This window comes from Pseudomonas sp. QLc11A, from assembly GCF_052112305.1.
Lineage (GTDB): Bacteria > Pseudomonadota > Gammaproteobacteria > Pseudomonadales > Pseudomonadaceae > Aquipseudomonas > Aquipseudomonas laurylsulfatiphila.
Window position 1 is genome coordinate 68,734 of sequence record NZ_JAVAJJ010000007.1, and the last position, 16,383, is coordinate 85,116.

Annotated in this window: 14 protein-coding genes and 1 pseudogene; 9 read left to right on the top strand and 6 right to left on the bottom strand. The window is 56.3% G+C overall.

The window, feature by feature from the left end; translation table 11 throughout:
- Window positions 1–6 precede the first annotated feature (6 nt).
- From Q8X48_RS12415 to Q8X48_RS12440, 6 genes and pseudogenes are all read right to left on the bottom strand, one after another.
- Window positions 7–1,545, bottom strand: a complete 1,539-nt coding sequence (locus Q8X48_RS12415; RefSeq protein WP_248687272.1) for a ParB family protein — start codon at window positions 1,543–1,545, stop codon at window positions 7–9.
- A gap of 12 nt (window positions 1,546–1,557) precedes the next feature.
- A complete protein-coding gene (locus Q8X48_RS12420; RefSeq protein ID WP_407800206.1) occupies window positions 1,558–2,439 on the bottom strand; it encodes a ParA family protein in 882 nt (293 codons plus the stop codon).
- 4 nt (window positions 2,440–2,443) lie between these two features.
- Window positions 2,444–2,659 (bottom strand): AlpA family transcriptional regulator, encoded by a 216-nt coding sequence (locus Q8X48_RS12425; RefSeq protein ID WP_248687270.1) that lies wholly within the window; start codon window positions 2,657–2,659, stop codon window positions 2,444–2,446.
- Window positions 2,660–2,772: 113 nt separating this feature from the next.
- Window positions 2,773–3,510 carry a hypothetical protein gene (locus Q8X48_RS12430; RefSeq protein ID WP_248687269.1) on the bottom strand — a complete coding sequence of 246 codons (738 nt, stop codon included), beginning with the start codon at window positions 3,508–3,510 and terminating at the stop codon, window positions 2,773–2,775.
- Window positions 3,511–3,975: 465 nt separating this feature from the next.
- Window positions 3,976–4,281 (bottom strand): helix-turn-helix transcriptional regulator, encoded by a 306-nt coding sequence (locus Q8X48_RS12435; protein WP_407800207.1) that lies wholly within the window; start codon window positions 4,279–4,281, stop codon window positions 3,976–3,978.
- A 27-nt stretch (window positions 4,282–4,308) separates the two neighbouring features.
- Window positions 4,309–4,644: pseudogene (locus Q8X48_RS12440) on the bottom strand (transposase); the annotation flags it as partial.
- A 119-nt stretch (window positions 4,645–4,763) separates the two neighbouring features.
- Between Q8X48_RS12440 and Q8X48_RS12445 the strand changes: the two are divergent.
- From Q8X48_RS12445 to Q8X48_RS12485, 9 genes are all read left to right on the top strand, one after another.
- The gene (locus Q8X48_RS12445; protein WP_201783881.1) at window positions 4,764–5,744 is read left to right on the top strand and encodes a LysR substrate-binding domain-containing protein; all 981 of its coding nucleotides are present in this window, start codon (window positions 4,764–4,766) and stop codon (window positions 5,742–5,744) included.
- 681 nt (window positions 5,745–6,425) lie between these two features.
- Window positions 6,426–7,802, top strand: a complete 1,377-nt coding sequence (locus tag Q8X48_RS12450; protein WP_407800208.1) for an aspartate aminotransferase family protein — start codon at window positions 6,426–6,428, stop codon at window positions 7,800–7,802.
- A 493-nt stretch (window positions 7,803–8,295) separates the two neighbouring features.
- Window positions 8,296–9,123 (top strand): XRE family transcriptional regulator, encoded by an 828-nt coding sequence (locus Q8X48_RS12455; protein WP_407800209.1) that lies wholly within the window; start codon window positions 8,296–8,298, stop codon window positions 9,121–9,123.
- 221 nt (window positions 9,124–9,344) lie between these two features.
- Window positions 9,345–10,889, top strand: a complete 1,545-nt coding sequence (locus Q8X48_RS12460) for an ABC transporter substrate-binding protein (protein WP_407800210.1) — start codon at window positions 9,345–9,347, stop codon at window positions 10,887–10,889.
- Window positions 10,890–11,066: 177 nt separating this feature from the next.
- Window positions 11,067–12,083, top strand: coding sequence for an ABC transporter permease (locus tag Q8X48_RS12465; protein WP_095152373.1), 1,017 nt, complete (start codon window positions 11,067–11,069; stop codon window positions 12,081–12,083).
- On the top strand, window positions 12,080–12,964 hold the full coding sequence (locus Q8X48_RS12470; RefSeq protein WP_095152372.1) for an ABC transporter permease: 885 nt from the start codon (window positions 12,080–12,082) through the stop codon (window positions 12,962–12,964). Before Q8X48_RS12465 ends, Q8X48_RS12470 begins: the two co-directional genes overlap by 4 nt.
- Window positions 12,964–13,995 (top strand): ABC transporter ATP-binding protein, encoded by a 1,032-nt coding sequence (locus Q8X48_RS12475; protein WP_407800211.1) that lies wholly within the window; start codon window positions 12,964–12,966, stop codon window positions 13,993–13,995. Before Q8X48_RS12470 ends, Q8X48_RS12475 begins: the two co-directional genes overlap by 1 nt.
- 24 nt (window positions 13,996–14,019) lie before the next feature.
- Complete coding sequence (locus Q8X48_RS12480) at window positions 14,020–14,976, top strand: ABC transporter ATP-binding protein (protein ID WP_407800212.1); 957 nt, start codon at window positions 14,020–14,022, stop codon at window positions 14,974–14,976.
- 6 nt (window positions 14,977–14,982) lie between these two features.
- Window positions 14,983–16,221: a serine hydrolase domain-containing protein gene (locus tag Q8X48_RS12485; RefSeq protein ID WP_407800213.1), complete on the top strand. Its 1,239-nt coding sequence runs from the start codon at window positions 14,983–14,985 to the stop codon at window positions 16,219–16,221.
- The last annotated feature ends 162 nt before the right edge of the window (window positions 16,222–16,383 follow it).

The following is a 16,383-nucleotide window of genomic DNA, read 5'->3' on the forward strand; positions in this document are numbered from 1 at the left end:
CTCACGTTAGCGAGTGGACGACAGCGTCAGATCGATCAACCGCCGGGCGTGGCGGATCAGCGAGAATAGATGCTCCAGCTGATCATCGGGGAGCCGCTCCAGGCCAACCGTCAGGGAGGGGCGTTCGGCAAATGGCAGGTCATAGGCACCGATCAGCAGCTGACCAAAAAGCGCGGCCGGCAACTGCTGACGTTGTTCCCAGGCCACGTCATCTTGTAAACGCAGCAGGGCCGAGAGCAAAAGCTGAATGCCGGTATATCGTGGGCTGAGCAGTTCGCCGTATTCCAGTGACAGCGTGAAGCCCAGGCCGTCAGCTTGCGGCCTGACCATTGCACTGGCGTCGGCATATTTGGCTAGATCGGTCGCCAGCGTGGCGCAGGTTTCGCGCAAGCCGTTGATGTCATTCTGTGACGTGACCCGTGGTGAAACCGGGCTCACCGGTGACTGAACGTCATCGATGCCATGCTGCTGCTTCACAGCCGGCTGTTTGTCACTCAGCGCCTGGCGAATGTGGGAGAGGCGGGGCTCTTGCGCCGTCGAAGGGGCGTCGCCACTTCGCCGTTGGTCGGGCTTAGACAATTCGCTAAATGTTTCTGAGGCGTCCACGATTTCTGATGACGGACGTGGAGGATCGTTTTCCAAGCGTTGAGGCACAGGCTGAGCATTGTTTGCTGCGTCAGGCGACACACGCTGCTCTTGGTGCATTTCAAGGGCCAGCAGGCGGGGCGTCTGGTTCAGGATCATGGCCATTTTGGCGATCAGTTCGTCCTGCAGCTCACTCCAATCCAGCTCGGGTTTTTCACCTTCGAATGTCGACAACACCTCTAACCACAGCATCGCGAATTGTTGGGCATCACCGAAATACTGGTTCCAGGTCGACTCCGCTCGGCGCCGCAGCGTGATCAGCCGCTCGATGACGGGTTTGCCGAGACCTGCATAAAGGACCTGCGGAATGGCAGGTAGCAGATGCTCGAGCGCATCGAACATACGGCTGATATGCGATTGCGAGACAGGGTATCCACCTTGGCTCAAGCGCGCGGAGAGCTCGCGTTGGCTCAGGGGGGCACTAGGCTCCTGAAACATGTCCTTGAGTTTCGCTACCGCGAGGGCCCTCTCGATGAACGTGAGCTGACCGTGCAAATCGCTTTCGGCCAAGTGCCCAAGCAAGGCATGTGACTCGGATTGCCAGGGACGGAACAGGCAGTGGATACGAAAGAAATGCTCTTCGCGGGTTTCCTGCCAGAGTTCACCGAGGATGCTCAAACGGGTGTTGCCGCCGTTGCGGATGATGAAGTGCTGCTCATTCGGCCGACGGGTGATGGAGGGTGGTTGGTCCAAACCGCGTTCGCGGATCGAGGCTTTGAGCTCGTCATACAGCGGATTGCGAATGACCCGCGGATTGAGCTCGTAGGGACGCAGTTGCTCGAGGCTGACGACCATCGGTGTGTCGCCGACGGGAGCGGCCGTGACCTCACGGTCCGGCTTCTGCGGGAAATGGGCCTGCTGCAGTTGACGTGTGATTTCTTCGGAGGTCGGCGGCTTCATTACATCCTCCGATCAGTCGCGACGAATAATGCGACGGTCGGCCGCTGACGTTTGGCTAGGCACGTTTCCACCTGTCGGGGCGCTCAGCTGATCGATCCACTCCGGAAACAACTCCAGAGCCAGCGCGCGCATGACCTCAGCGGCGCAAGGGCTATGGCTACCGGGGGGTGGTGTAAAGTCGACGCGGTGCACGGGCAACCCCAGTGAGGCCGCATTGAGGTAAGCCACTCGATCAGGAATTACTGTCGCGCAGAGGCTGACATGAGGATCGGCCTTAAACGAATCTTGGAGGCTCTCCATGATCAAGCGGGTATCGCGGCGATTGGCGTTGACCTGATTGAGCAACAGCTTCACCGACGGCAACGCGACACCTAGGTAGCGGTACGGCTCCAGCTCCTCAAAAAGCCCGAGCGTACCGCGGCGCAGCTCGCGCGCTGCCAGCATTTCTGGCGGGACTGGGCACAGGGCGCAATCGGAAGCGAGGAAAGCCATCTCCACCACCACGCTGCGCGCGCCTTGGGTATCGACGATGAGCACATCGTAACGATCCTGAAAGTCTGGCAGCAGATTGCGCAGTCGCAGGCGACCATCGGCCGCATGCAACAGCAAGGTGCTGATATGCCCGGCGCGGTCGTTGGACACGATCAAGTCAAGGTGTTGAATCGCGGTGGCGCTGATCACCTGCTCGGGAGCCGTGAGCTGCTGCGAGATGAGTTCGTAACTGCCGGCCTCACGAGTTTCGCGTAAAGCATAGTAGCTGGACAGCGTCGGTTGGCTGTCCAGGTCCAGCAGCAGCACCCGCAATCCTGAGTCGGCGAGCAATCCACCAATATTGGCGGCGACGGTGGTCTTGCCGGCGCCACCCTTGGTCGAGATCAACGAAAGAACTTTCATGCCGCTAGACCCCTGTCGACAAGCGATCCTGTACCCATTGCTCAATCTCCAGTGAGTCCCAACCGACGGCACGCGTGCCGATGCGGTGGCATTTCGGGAACAGTCCGGCTTTCATCAAGTTGTAGATGTGTGAGCGTTTAAATCCGGTTTTTTGTTCGACCTCTTCACGACGCATGATGTGGCGTTCGGCAAACAGCGGGACAGGGCTGATAGGTTGCATGGTGTCACTCCATAGCGCCATGTGGCGCGTGGTGGGATGTGACAGTCAGTGAAGCCCGGCAGAGAAGAGAAATCATTGCCAGGCAATGGCACCCATTGCCTGGCAATTCGGTTTTAGGCCTGTAGGGCTTTGGCCAAATTACGGCGAGCTTCGGCAAATTTCCGATCAAGGGTGCGTTTGCTCAGTCCAGGGACACCAGGGAATTGTGTAGTAATGGCCTCGACAACCGCAGCCTGGTTTTTATAGATCGACTGCAGGCGGCCGCTTTTGGACTTGCCCAGCGCGACCTCCAGCAGTGCGCCGATGATTGTGTAGTGCACGAAAGCGGATGCCTCGGAGGGGACCTCAAATGTGCCAAGCTGTGCTGATAGCTTGTGATGGTTGAGGGCGTGAGCCTTCGCCTCATCGACAATTGCCGAGTGCTCCTGACGTAGTTTTTCAATCTCGCGGGCGCCGGCGTCTCGCTCCGCTTGCAGGGCCAGATGTGCGGTCACGCTGACGCATTCGGAATGGTCGATATTCTGGGAAAACAGGAACGCTGGCTTTTCTTCCGGGCAGTTGCGCGCAAACCAAACCCGCAGATCAGAATGGCGGATGGACCAATAGACACGTTCAACCTGATCGATAGAGGTAATGGGTCGTCCAAGGTAGGTCGCTGCTAACTCGCCACAGACGATGGCGTCGTAGATGCGTTCGGCGTAGGCATGGAGAAAGGGCCATTGCGGAAAATGCTTGAGCAGACTACCGGGGTGAGAAAGATCTACCTGCAGAATTTCGCCTTGATGGTCGGCGAGGTTGCACCAGAGGATCGCGGCATCGATAGGGTGATAGGAGCTTCTGATCGAGACCATGGTAAAAGCCTCCTGCTAAATTCGTCCTAGAATCGCTGGCGCGGGCAATCCTTCTAGGCCTCTCCGAGCGAGCCAGATTCCAAACCTCAATTGGATCCAATTATGGAGACAGCTCTACATGGAGATAGTTCGCTGCACGAGACGCGGTTGCAACAGGTTTTGACGTAGTGCAGGGGGCAGCGCCGATCATTGAACAGGCAGTTGCTTTAGGGGCATTGCACATGCCGGCTTGAGTGCCTCGATCGCATTGCGACGCGGATAAGTCAAAATGACTGCGCGGCGATGATTTCGTACTACGCTACGGCCTACGTTATTACAGCTGTACACCAAGGCCGATTCACCCTTGAAGTGAGTGTTTCAACAGGTGTGAGAAATCAAGATTCTCAAACGTGATAGCGGTTTTGGTGCTCAGAGGCTTGAGTGGTGGTACGCCGACGCGGAGAAGGGTGTCCCGAAGCAACGCCTTCAGCGACGTAAACGAAAATTTTTGGGCGGGCTGCCTGTGCAGCGTTTGAACAAACGGGAGAAATACGCTGGTTCCGAAAACCCTAGGCTGTCGGATATCTGGTTGATCGTCTTCGTCGTGTACATCAGGCTGCGCTTAGCATCCAGCACCAACCTTTCGTTGATCATTTGCAAGACTGATTGCCCACCCAGCTTGCGGCGTAGCGCATTGAGATAAGCAGCACTAATGCCGACATCCACTGCGTACTGCTCGATGGTCAAATGATCGCGAAATCTTGCTTCGAGAGAGTGAGCAAATGCCTGCAAGTAGCCGCGCCCGCGATCGTTGGCGTTTCAGTCTACGGAAGTTTCGACACTGACCTGCCGGTTTACGCACACGAGTAGCAGAGGGATCAGAGCAATTAACAAATTATCCCGATTAGCCTTTTGGCTGCGATAAGCGGTGTCGCCAATCAGTCGTTCCGGCTTGATGTCGAACTGCGCTTCAACCCGATCGATCATGGTCTTGGTGCTCTCGACCTCCGCAGTGCGATGAGCCGGTGTGAGTTCCACATCCACAATGACGCTGTGCTCGGTATCGATCAGATAATTCGTGGAATAAGCGTAGAACGCCGAGCGACCTGAAGCTGCGGTTCAGCGGGCTTGAGGATCCGTCAGCGATAGGCGCTTCGTCATAGACCTCTGTGCGTCTCTTCGGGAACGAGCCCCGGATTTCATTTCGCACAGGAGGGGTTTTCGGCATTATGACGTTTAAACTTGTGGAAACACTCACTTTCAAGGAGGCATGCTTGCGCAAAACCAAATCGCCAGAAGAGGAGCTAGAAAGTGGCGCCAAACGCGGACGTCTACCGCCGCTTTCGATGGTCCGCGCCTTTGAGGCAGTGAGCCGGCTCGGCTCGATGCGCAAGGCTGCGGATGATCTCAATGTCGGCCATACGGTCGTTTCCCGCCATGTGCGAAATCTTGAATCCTGGCTTGGCACGCGACTTGTGGATGCTGGACCACGAGGCATTCGGCTGACTACGGAAGGCAGGCTTTTTGCCGAGACTGTGGGAATGGCTTTCGACATGATCGCCAAGTCGACGGCGGAATTGCGTCCGGCGGTAAGCCGCTCGGTTTTACGAATCTGGTGTGTCCCTGGTCTCGCGACGCGCTGGCTGGCGCCGCGTTTTAACCAGCTCCAACTTGCGCTGCCCGGTATTGATTTTGTCATGCGCGCGACCGATCTAGAGCCCGATTTCGCGCATTACGACGCCGATGTCGATATCCGTTATTTGGATGAGCCGAAGGGGAATGTGCGCTGGATTTTGCTGGAAAGGCCGCGGATTTTCCCGGTCGCTAGCCCGGACTGGATCAGCAAGAACGCACCCATCCGCTCTCTTGACGATCTTGTGAGTCAGCCGTTGATACATGAGGAAAGCCGCGATCAATGGCGACAATGGTTCCATCAGGCTGGCTATGGGCATGAAGTAGTGTTGAACGGGCCGCGGCTCTGGTCAGCCAATCTTACGGTCGACGCGGCCCTAACGGGGCAGGGAATCGCACTCGCGACACGCCTAATTGCCGCCGATGATCTGCGCACCGGGCGGCTGGTCGAGTTGCTTGGAACCGATGTTCGGCTCGGAGGCTATTATTTAGTTGGACCGCGTGAGCGTTGGAATGAAGTGACATTGGCGCGTTTCCGCGCTTGGATGCAGCAATCTATCGCGGAGACGACGGGTGGCCAGTCAGCTGGTGTGATAAGTCAACACGATTGCGCTGAAGAATAATTTAGCCGTCAGGTAAAAGTTCGGTTTGATACTGAGCAGATCCAGGTCGAATAGCCTCAAACTGATTTTCCGCTCAACACATGCGCGCATGTTCCTCCTGCCATTGACGCTGGCTCGTCAAAGTTTCGTCCATTCACAAAAGTATCTCCCAGTTCTTGTCGCAACCGCGCTCATTCACCAACATGCTATGCACGCGCCCATCACAAACGGACCCGTTGCGAATGACTGGCGAATGACCTTCGACAAGGCGGTTTGGGGGGGCGCTGTCCGCTAGTTTCGCTGTTAGTGGCAAAGACTTGCCGTTTATGGCGATTTGCTCTGGATAACGATCCGTTCGGAATGTACGAAGCTCATGGGGGAGAAATGCCTCCGCACTAGCTATGGAGTGGTGACATGAAGTCACCACTGAGGAAGTAATAAAGTGCCTGTCTGAGCAGGAGAAACTGTATCAAACTCAGCTCTCAAATGAGTGGGCGCGGGCTGAATATCAAAAACAGCGAAGGGGAAAACCACGTTAGAGCACAGCGACTCTCATGCCATAACCGCGTTATAACCAAGTGCCGCAAGCTAGTCTGGAACGACTGTGTTCCGGACTAATTTCCCAGCCAAAACTTAAATCCAGACCCTGCCAAGTTGCTATTAAGGTGAGCGGGGTCGTCACTTTCTTTCTTGGAGACACCCATGTCCAATGCCACTGACACACTGTACGCGAGGGATATAACCCATCACCTTCATAGCTATACCGATGCGCGGATGCACGAAGGTGTCGGTCCGTTGGCAATTGAGCGTGGGGATGGGGTTTTCGTCTATGACACCGAGGGGCGTCGCTATATTGAAGCCATGTCGGGTCTGTGGAGTGCGGCACTTGGCTTCAGCGAGGTGCGACTGGTCGAGGCGGCTATGACGCAGATGCGTAAGCTACCTTTCTACCACACCTTTACTCACAAAACGCATCAGCCTGCCGTGGATCTCGCGGAGAAGCTCATCTCGCTGGCGCCGGTGCCGATGAGCAAGGTTTTCTTTACCAACTCCGGTTCTGAGGCCAACGACACGGTGGTGAAAATGGTTCGTTACTACAATAACGCCCGTGGCCTGCCGTTGAAGAAAAAGGTGATATCCCGCATTGGAGCCTACCATGGCGTGACCATCGCTGCGGCGAGCCTAACTGGCTTGCCGAACAATCATCGTGCTTTCGACCTGCCTATGATGGACATAGCGCATGCAATGTGCCCGCATCACTATCGTTTCGGCGAACCCGGCGAGTCGGAGGAGGCATTTTCGGATCGTCTTGCAAAAGGGCTCGAAACTCTCATCCAACGCGAAGGGCCCGATACAGTTGCTGCGTTCATCGGCGAACCTTTGATGGCGGCCGGTGGGGTTATTGTTCCTCCGCGCGGCTACTGGCAAAAGATCCAGGCGGTTTGCCGCAAGTACGATATTTTGTTAGTAGCAGACGAGGTCGTCTGTGGATTTGGCCGCACTGGCAACATGTTCGGCTCGACTACGTTCGGCATCGAGCCAGATATTATGGTGCTGTCTAAACAGTTGACCTCGTCATATCAACCGCTTGCAGCAGTGTTGATCAACGAACGGATTTATCAGGAGATCGCGGGGCAAAGTTCGACCATCGGGACTTTTGGACACGGCTTCACCGCGAGCGGGCACCCAGTGGCTGCGGCAGTGGCGCTGGAGAACATCAAGTTGATTGAAGAGCGACACTTGGTAGAACACGCGGCCGAAATGGGCGCGCGACTGCGAGCTGGCCTTTCGCAATATGCTGACCACCCGTTAATCGGGGAAATCCGAGGTGTCGGCTTCATTGCCGCCGTTGAGCTGGTCGCAGATAAATCGGAGAAAACCCGGTTCGAGCCGCTTCGCCGAGTCGGTAGTTATTTCAATGCTCGCTGCCAAGAGCACGGCATGATTGTCCGCAACATTGGCGACAGCATTGCGTTCTGCCCACCCCTGGTCACTACAGCGGAAGAAGTCGACCTTATCATCAACTGTTTCAGCAAGGCGTTGGAGGATACGCAGCGGTGGCTGGCGCAGGGGCATTGAGTACGGGTACGGCTCGACTTTGATAGGTTTGGTGTCGTATCGCGGACTCTCCTTTGAGAGTAGGTAGCGGACCTGCTAAATGGCTTACAGGCAAGCCCGTTGTAGTATTCACGGAAAATGCCACGACATATATATGTTAGAGCCCTGATTATTCGGGGCTTTTTCGTTGGTGCCTGCCCCGGCCTCGCCACCGGTGGTGTTAATGAAGACCACAGCGGTGACATCTTGGGTAACAATAGGCGCGAATTACAAATATGCAGCCGATGGTAATTCTATCGAGGCGTCAGGAATCGCTGGATAAGTTTGTGTATTTGTTGAACATCTCCTCACCTAGACGCTATGGTCGGGGTCAATGCTCGCGTCGATCACGGGTTGGCATTGCCGAGCTTCTGCGCCACTTTCAGGCACTGTCTTGCACTCGGCTTTTGAAACCGTGACCCCAAGCGACGATTAGTTCAGCGTGTTGTCAATTGTGGCGTTAGGAATACTCTCTATGGTCAGTTCCAGTTCATCCCAGTCGATGCAAGACTTCAGTCAAAACTTGCGCCTTCTCTGCGGATATTATAAATCGGTGGCGAAGGTGTGCCGCTCCCTTGATATCAACCGTCAGCAGTTCAACAAATACTTGGGGGCGCAGGCGACTCCCTCGTCCTTTACCCTGCGCAAGATCTGCACTTTTTTTGGGGTGGATGAGGAGGAAATATTTTCCGAGCATGAATCCTTCCGCACTCTGCTCAACAGGCAACGCACGGCGCGAGAGTCGGACAGCGCGGTACCAGCCGATTTTTTCCCGAGCTCCGCGCAGGAGTTGTCGAAGTACCAGGGTTACTACTTTGTCTATTTGATGTCGCCTGCCGCGCCGGGGGAGGTGATCAAGTCGATTACTCGCTTGACCCGCTCCGGCGAAAAGATCCTGAGTAAAACCTACGAGCGGATGAGGCTGGGCGATGACCAGTTGAACAGTTTCGGCATCAATAAATATCGTGGGTTTTGCTTTGCCTCATCGGATCTGATTTACATCGTCGAGCGCGAGTACCTCTCGTCCCGGGGCTATATCTGGTCAGCGCTTTATCCCTCCTACCGCAGTCGTTTCCGTTTTCTCAACGGCTTGGTACTCGGCGTTTCGGGTGACAATTTCCGCCGTCCTTTTGGTGCCCATATTGTATTTGAGCACCTAGGCGAGTCGATCGACCTGCGTAACGCTCTCACCAGTTGCAGCTGTTTTCCGATTGATGCCCCTGAGATTCCCGATGAGGTGAGGTCGCGGCTGCTGGTACATCCATCAGAAGGTGAGTTCAACCTCGTCCCTCCGCTGTTTTAGTCTTTTTTTAAATTGACGCCAGGTGACGCTTTTGGGCGTCACCTGGCGTTTTTTTCTTCGTGCTCGCGAAATTGAGCTGGCCGTGCGGCAGATCGATAATGCCATACACCACTCAAATGTCAGTTTCGTTAACGGCCAATCACATCATTCATTCCAGTTGAATGGGTGCCGGTTTCTACAAGTGATCCGCTGCGCTCGCCATAAAAATAAGAGGAACACCGATGAAATTCAAAAGAACATTGATGGCGGGGTTGATGGCGCTGTCCATTACTGCGCCATTGACCAGTGGTCTGGTGTATGCGGCAAACAATACCTTGGTTGTCGCTGATCGAGCCTCTTTCAAGGATTGGGATCCAGCCTCGGCCTTTTCGGAGGAAGTGCGGGTACTGGGCAATATCTACGAGACACTAGTTGTATATAACGCGCCAGGCAGTGCTGAGGAGTTTTCCCCCGGGCTTGCCACGTCCTGGGAAAGCAGCGACAACGGCAAGACCTGGACCTTCAAGCTGCGGCACGGCGTTAAATTTCATGACGGTTCGGCCTTTAATGCCGCAGCGGTCAAAAAGTCCATTGATTACGTCAAGGAGCTGAAACAGGGCGCTGCATTTGTATGGAAAGGTCTGGATGCCGCCGAGGCTCTCGCTGACGATACGGTAGTGCTCAAGTTTAACAGTCCCACTCCGGCCAATCTGATCGCGGCAGGTCAGTATGCCGCTTACATCATTGCCCCGGCGGCGGTGGAGAAAGGTCATGACTGGATGATGGCTCCCAACGCCATCGGTACCGGTCCCTACAAACTTGGGCAGGTCGAGCAGGGCCAGCAAGTGGTGCTTGAGCGATTCGATGGCTACTGGGGAGGTTGGAAAGAAGGGCAATTTGATCGGGTCATCGTGAAGGTCGTGTCCGAAGCCGCCACTCGTACCCAGATGATCAAAAATGGCGAGGCCGGTGTCGCCTGGGATGTCCCTCTTGATCAGCTCAAGGTGTTGGGAGAGAACCCCTCCATCAAGGTGAGCACCGCGCCTTCGTGGAAGAACTTTCAATTTTTGATCAATACCCAGAAGTACCCTACGAACAACCTGGCATTTCGTCAGGCGCTGCAGTACCTCTGGGACTATGAAAGTGTCACCAAAGATATTTTGCATGGCTACGGCAGTGTTCCCAAGGGGCCTTTGCCCGCCAGTATCTGGGGGCATGCCAGCGTGCCTATGGCCTCTTACGATCTGGATAAAGCCCGACAATTGTTGGAAGCCTCCGGTGTACCTAAGCAGGACTGGAAGGTCTCGATGCAGTACATCAGTGGCATCTATGCAAACGCTGCTGAACTATTCCAGGCGACGGCGTCTCAGGTTGGCGTTGAGGTGGAGTTACTCCCCGGCGAGTGGGGTGTGATCTGGGATAAGGCAAAGAAGCTGGATACCGCTCCCAACATGCAATCTATGGCTTGGTGGCCGACATATCCGACACCCAGCGATTGGCTTTTCAGTGAGTTCCATACAGAGAAAACCACGCTATTCAATCTGTCTCACTACAGCAACCCAAACTTTGATCAGTTGATCGAAGAGGCGGCGGCGTTAGAGGGCAGTGATCGGGCCAAGTCCACTGAAAAGTACGTGCAGGCCCAGCAGCTACTGGCCAAGGACGCTCCTGCGATCTGGTACGCCGACGTGCAGCAGATACGTGTCTCCCGCAAAGACATCAAGGGTATGGAAAAGAGCCTGAATCCTGCTTATGAGGCGATTCTCTACTACAACCTGAATCGCTGAATGCTGAGTCGTCTTTGATGAAGTGGTACGTGTAATACCTGATTTGCCATGTAAATCGATAACCAGGCAGTTAGTTAATTTGCCTGGTCATTCCCTCAAGGGTTAATCCGCTTTTGGGGTTTTTAGTAGGGCGTAAGAAGTCAGGGTCAAGTTTTTTAGCCACAAGGGGTATTCCAAATGGCGAAGTATATAGCTCAGCGATTGATAGTGATGTTCTTCATTCTTTTGGGAGTGTTGACCATCACCTTCGTTCTGAGCCGAGCTCTTCCGGGTTCCCCGGTAGAAATGATGCTGGGAAACCACCCCACGGTGGAGCAGATTGCCGTCGCACGGGAAAAACTGGGGTTGGATAAGCCTCTGCCGATCCAATACTTCAATTACATCGGTGATCTTCTCCGAGGTGATTTTGGCACTAGTCTGCGCACCGGGCGGCCGGTGGTGGAGGAAGTGGTCAGGCGGGTTGGTGCGACTTTTGAACTGACATTCCTGGCGATGTTCTGGGTGGTGGTGCTAGGGGTGCCGATCGGTGTCATCTCAGCGGCGCGGCAAAACTCAGTGGTCGACAATGCGGCACGAGCGGGGTCCATCGCCGGGACGGCGTTTCCAGTTTTCATCCTGGCCATGGGCTTGCAGTTACTGTTCTACGGCAAGCTCAACTGGCTGCCACTACAAGGACGTATCGATGCTTCCATTCTTCTCGATAGCCCTTTTGAGCGTGTAACAGGCTTTTACCTGATTGACACGCTGCTGGCCGGTAATTTCGTAGCACTGTGGAGCGCCATCAAACACCTGACGCTACCCGTGCTCACCCTGGTCATCGTGACCTTGGCCACTGTCACCCGGATCACCCGAAACATGATGGTGGAGGTGCTATCCGAAGAGTACATCCGTACGGCCGTTTCTTACGGTGTACCCAAGTGGCGTATCCATTACGCCTATGCCCTGAAGGCGACAATGATTCCGCTCCTGACAGTGGTGGGCCTGACCTTCGGTTACCTGCTCGGTGGTGCGGTAGTCGTTGAGTTCATTTTCGATTGGCCTGGCCTGGGCGGCTTCGTGGTGTTTTCGATTGCCCAGAATGATTTCCCCGCTGTGATGGGCGCCACCCTGGTGCTGGCCACGACGTATCTGTCGATCAACCTGATCGTTGATCTCTTGTATCACCTTGTTGATCCGAGGTTGCGAGTCCAATGAGTATCCAAGACGTATCCCTGTCCATGCCCTCGCGAGCCCCATCATGGCGTATCAAGGCCCTGGCGTTTGCCAGCGATAACAAGTTGTTTGTATTCGGCGCGCTGTTATTGCTGCTGATCATCCTGGCGGCAGTCTTCGCCCCCTGGCTTGCACCTTATGAGCCGAACAAGATTGTCTTTTCCCAGAAATTGCTGGCACCCAACTGGGCACACTGGATGGGCACCGACGAGTTTGGTCGCGACATTCTTTCACGGGTGCTTTATGGCGCACGCACCTCGCTGATCATCGGAGTGAGCGTGACTCTGATTGCGATGCTGATCGGGATTCCGATTGGGCTTGTTTCCGGTTACTTCGGTGGTCGAGTTGATACGCTGCTGATGCGTTTATCAGATGTGTTTCTGGCCTTTCCGCCGCTGTTGTTGCCGATCGCTATCACCGCTGCGCTGGGATCGGGATTGGCCAACGCCATGTTAGCGCTCGCTGTCTCCTGGTTTCCCTGGTACGCGAGGATCATGCGCGGTGCGGTAGTACGGGTTCGGTCAGAAACCTATATCCATGCCGCCCGTTCCATGGGTGTCAGTCACTGCCGTATTTTGCTTCGCCATGTACTGCCCAATGCCACCACGCCTGTGATCGTGCAGGGCTCCATGGACTTTGGTTACACCATTCTCGCCGCTGCCTCGCTGAGCTTTATCGGGCTGGGGGCCAAGCCGCCCATGATCGAATGGGGGCTGATGGCCGCAGCGTCGCGCTCGCAGTTACTCGAGAATCCCTGGACGGTGCTGTTTCCCGGAGTGGCGATTTTTGTCCTGGTGCTGGCCGTCAACCTGGTAGGTGACGGGCTGCGCGATGTGCTTGATCCAAAGAAGGGGACGCGCTGATGATCGACGAATCCTTGCAATATTCTGCTATCGAGAGTCTAGCCGCTTCGAATAACGACGCAGCTCAAGACCTGGTGCTGGAAGTGGAAGGGCTGACGGTGTCCTTCCCTGGTTTGTTCAAGACCGTAAAGGCCGTACGCGGCATAGACCTTAAGGTAAGGCGCGGCGAGATCCTCGGGTTGGTGGGGGAGTCGGGCTCGGGCAAGTCTATGACGGCCATGTCCTGCCTTGGATTGATGCCTGAGGCCGCTCGACTGGGAGGCAATGTCAGGGTCGCCGGACAGCAGGTCAACGGCGCATCGGCATCGCAGCTGGCGGCTTTGCGTGGCGGTGGCGCGGCGATGATCTTCCAGAATCCGATGAAGGCGCTCAACCCGTTCTTCACCGTCGGGCGGCAGATGTTCGACGTCATCGGCTGCCATCGGCAACTGAGTAAGGCACAAATCCGCGCCGAGGCGCTGAGCTCGCTGGAAGCGGTAAGCATGCCAGATCCCCCTCTGGCGTTAGCCAAGTACCCGCACCAGATGTCTGGAGGTCAGTTGCAGCGAGTGGTGATTGCCATGGCGCTGGCCTGTCGGCCGAAACTGCTGATCGCCGATGAGCCGACCACGGCGCTGGACGTCACCGTGCAGGCGCAGATCATCGCTCTGCTGCGCAAGCTGGCACGGGAGCAGGACTTGGCGATTCTGTTTATCACCCACAACCTGGGGGTAGTGGCTTCGCTCTGTGACCGGGTGGCGGTGATGTATGCCGGCGAGGTGGTGGAGAGCGGTCCGGTGGGCGAGGTGTTCAAACGACCTGCACACCCCTACACCCTGAAGTTGATGGGCACCGTGCCAAAGTTGGGGCAGGGACCCCAGCCCCTGGGCTTCATCCCGGGGCAGGTGCCGAACATGGCGGCTCCCCCGGCTGGCTGTGCCTTCAACCCACGTTGTGAACGCGCCACCGGACGCTGCAATCACGCTGCGCCTAGGGTTGTCATCGGCAAGGAGCACTGGGCAGCTTGCCACAACATATTGGTCAAGGTGTGAGGCTTCTTTGAAAGGTAAACGGCTATGAATAACAACAAACAGCCCGCACTGCTGAGCGTCAATCAGCTGCACAAGACCTACGCCAGCCGCGATGGCCTGGTGACGGCCATTGACCACATCAGCCTGGAGGTGCAGGTCGGTGAGACGGTCGCGCTGGTGGGGGAATCCGGTTGTGGCAAAAGTACGGTGGCCGCGACCTTACTCGGTCTGCTGCCAGCCGATAGTGGGCAAATTCTGGTTGAAGGTCGGCCGCTGCCCACGGATGCCAGGGAGCGGGGCAGGAGCTTGAGTATGGTGTTCCAGAATCCCTACGCCTCGCTGAACCCGAAAATGACGATTAAGGCGATTGTTGCCGAGCCGCTGAAGGTTGCCTTTGGTTTGCGCGGTAGCGCCTTGCACGCGCGCATTCTCACGCTGCTGGGAAATGTGGGGATGGGCGAGGAGCACATGGAGCGCTATCCCCATGAATTCTCCGGTGGCCAGTTGCAGCGTATCGCTATCGCCCGGGCCCTGGCGCTGGAGTCAAAGCTGCTGATCCTCGATGAGCCTACGGCGGCGCTCGACGTGTCGGTCCAGGCCCAGGTGCTGCAATTGCTCAAGATGCTGCAGACCGACAATGGCCTGAGCTACCTGTTTATCAGCCACGACCTTGCGACGGTCGAGTATCTGGCGCAGCAGGTGCTGGTGATGTACTTGGGGCGCATCGTCGAGGCCGGGCCTGTGGAGCAGGTGTTTGGCCGACCGCGTCATCCCTACACTCGTGCGCTGCTCAATTCAGTGCCCTCCATCGACCCGGAGCGCCGTGACCAGTTGCAAATCCTGAGTGGCGAGATCCCCAGCCCCTTGAACCGGCCTGCCGGGTGCCACTTCGCGCCCCGTTGCCCGCGGGCCAGTGAGCGTTGTCGCCGAGAGGTGCCAGCCGAGACCCAGGATCACGGCCACCGCTTTTCTTGCCACCACCCTCTGAATGATGAGAGCTGAACCCCTATGTACAATAAAAAAGACATGACCGCTCCCGGCATTGGTTATCAGGACCTAAGTTTGATGCAGGGCTATCCGCCGTCCCGGGAAAAGCAAGTCGGCCTGCATAATTGGGACAGTCCGCCCTATAACCGCTGGTCGTTCCAGCACATGAGCCAGTTGTTTCCGGTGGCCGCTATTCATCGCAGTCCCGGGCCGGTCACCGAACTCGAGCGCAACGAACGCTCACTGGACGACCTACGTTTCCAGCGGATCGACGGCGGGCAAACCGATCTGGCGACTTTCTTGACCGATAGCTACACCGATGGTTTTTTGGTGCTTCATCAAGGCAAGGTGGTTTCGGAGCAGTACTTCAACGGTATGCAGCCGCACACGTTGCATCTGTTGCAATCGGTGTCCAAGACCGTCGTCGGTAGCCTGGTGGGCAGATTGATCGGCCAGGGCAGAATCGATCCCCAAGCGCGTGTCAGCGACTATGTGCCCGAGCTTTCGGCAAGCGGTTATGGCGACGCCCGGGTACAGGATCTTCTGGATATGCGCACGGGAGTGAGATTCAGGGAGGACTACACCGATCCGGATGCTGAATTCATCCAGTTGGATATCGCCTCGGGTTGGCGTGAACGGGGAGAGCGAGAGTCACCTGACAGCATTTATGGTTTGTTGAAGTCGCTGAGTAAAGACCGTGAACATGGCCAGTTCTTTGAGTATCGCTCAGTGGATACCGATATGTTGGCCTGGGTCTGTGAGCGGGCCTGCGGCGAACGGCTTCCCGTTTTACTGAGCCGGGAAATCTGGTCAAGACTGGGGGCAGAACAAGACGCGAATATCACCCTCGATTGCGTTGGAACTGCATTGGCCGATGGCGGGATGAGCGCCACGCTGCGTGATCTGGGGCGCTTTGCCCAGATGTATCTGCAGGGTGGACATTTCAACGGCCAACAGATTGTTCCAGAGGAGTTTGTGCGTGCATGCGGCCGTGGTTCCACACCGGCTTTTGAAGTCCTCTATGGCTTCTATGTCAAACACTTTCCTGGCGCCGCCTATAGCAATCAGTGCTGGGTGCTGGACAGTGAACAGGGTACCTATTCGGCGCGCGGAGTATTTGGGCAGAGTATTTATTGGGATCCGGCTTCTGAAGTGACAATCGTAAAACTTTCCAGTTGGCCGGACTTTATCAATGCAGAGTGGACGTTGAATACCTTCCGTGCTTGTGCCGCTGTGGTTGAAGAACTGCAACGCAGCTGACGCGGGAGTGTGAATGACCGCGGCTTGTCAGGCACCTCCCAGCCTTGGTGAAGAGGTGCCAAGTGCAGGCTCGGCATAGCTACACCCAGACCCGGCTGGCCTCCGGCGGCTGACCCTCCCGGCCCTAACTTGGACGCTGTTTGCAGCCTTCGTTCTGGTGGG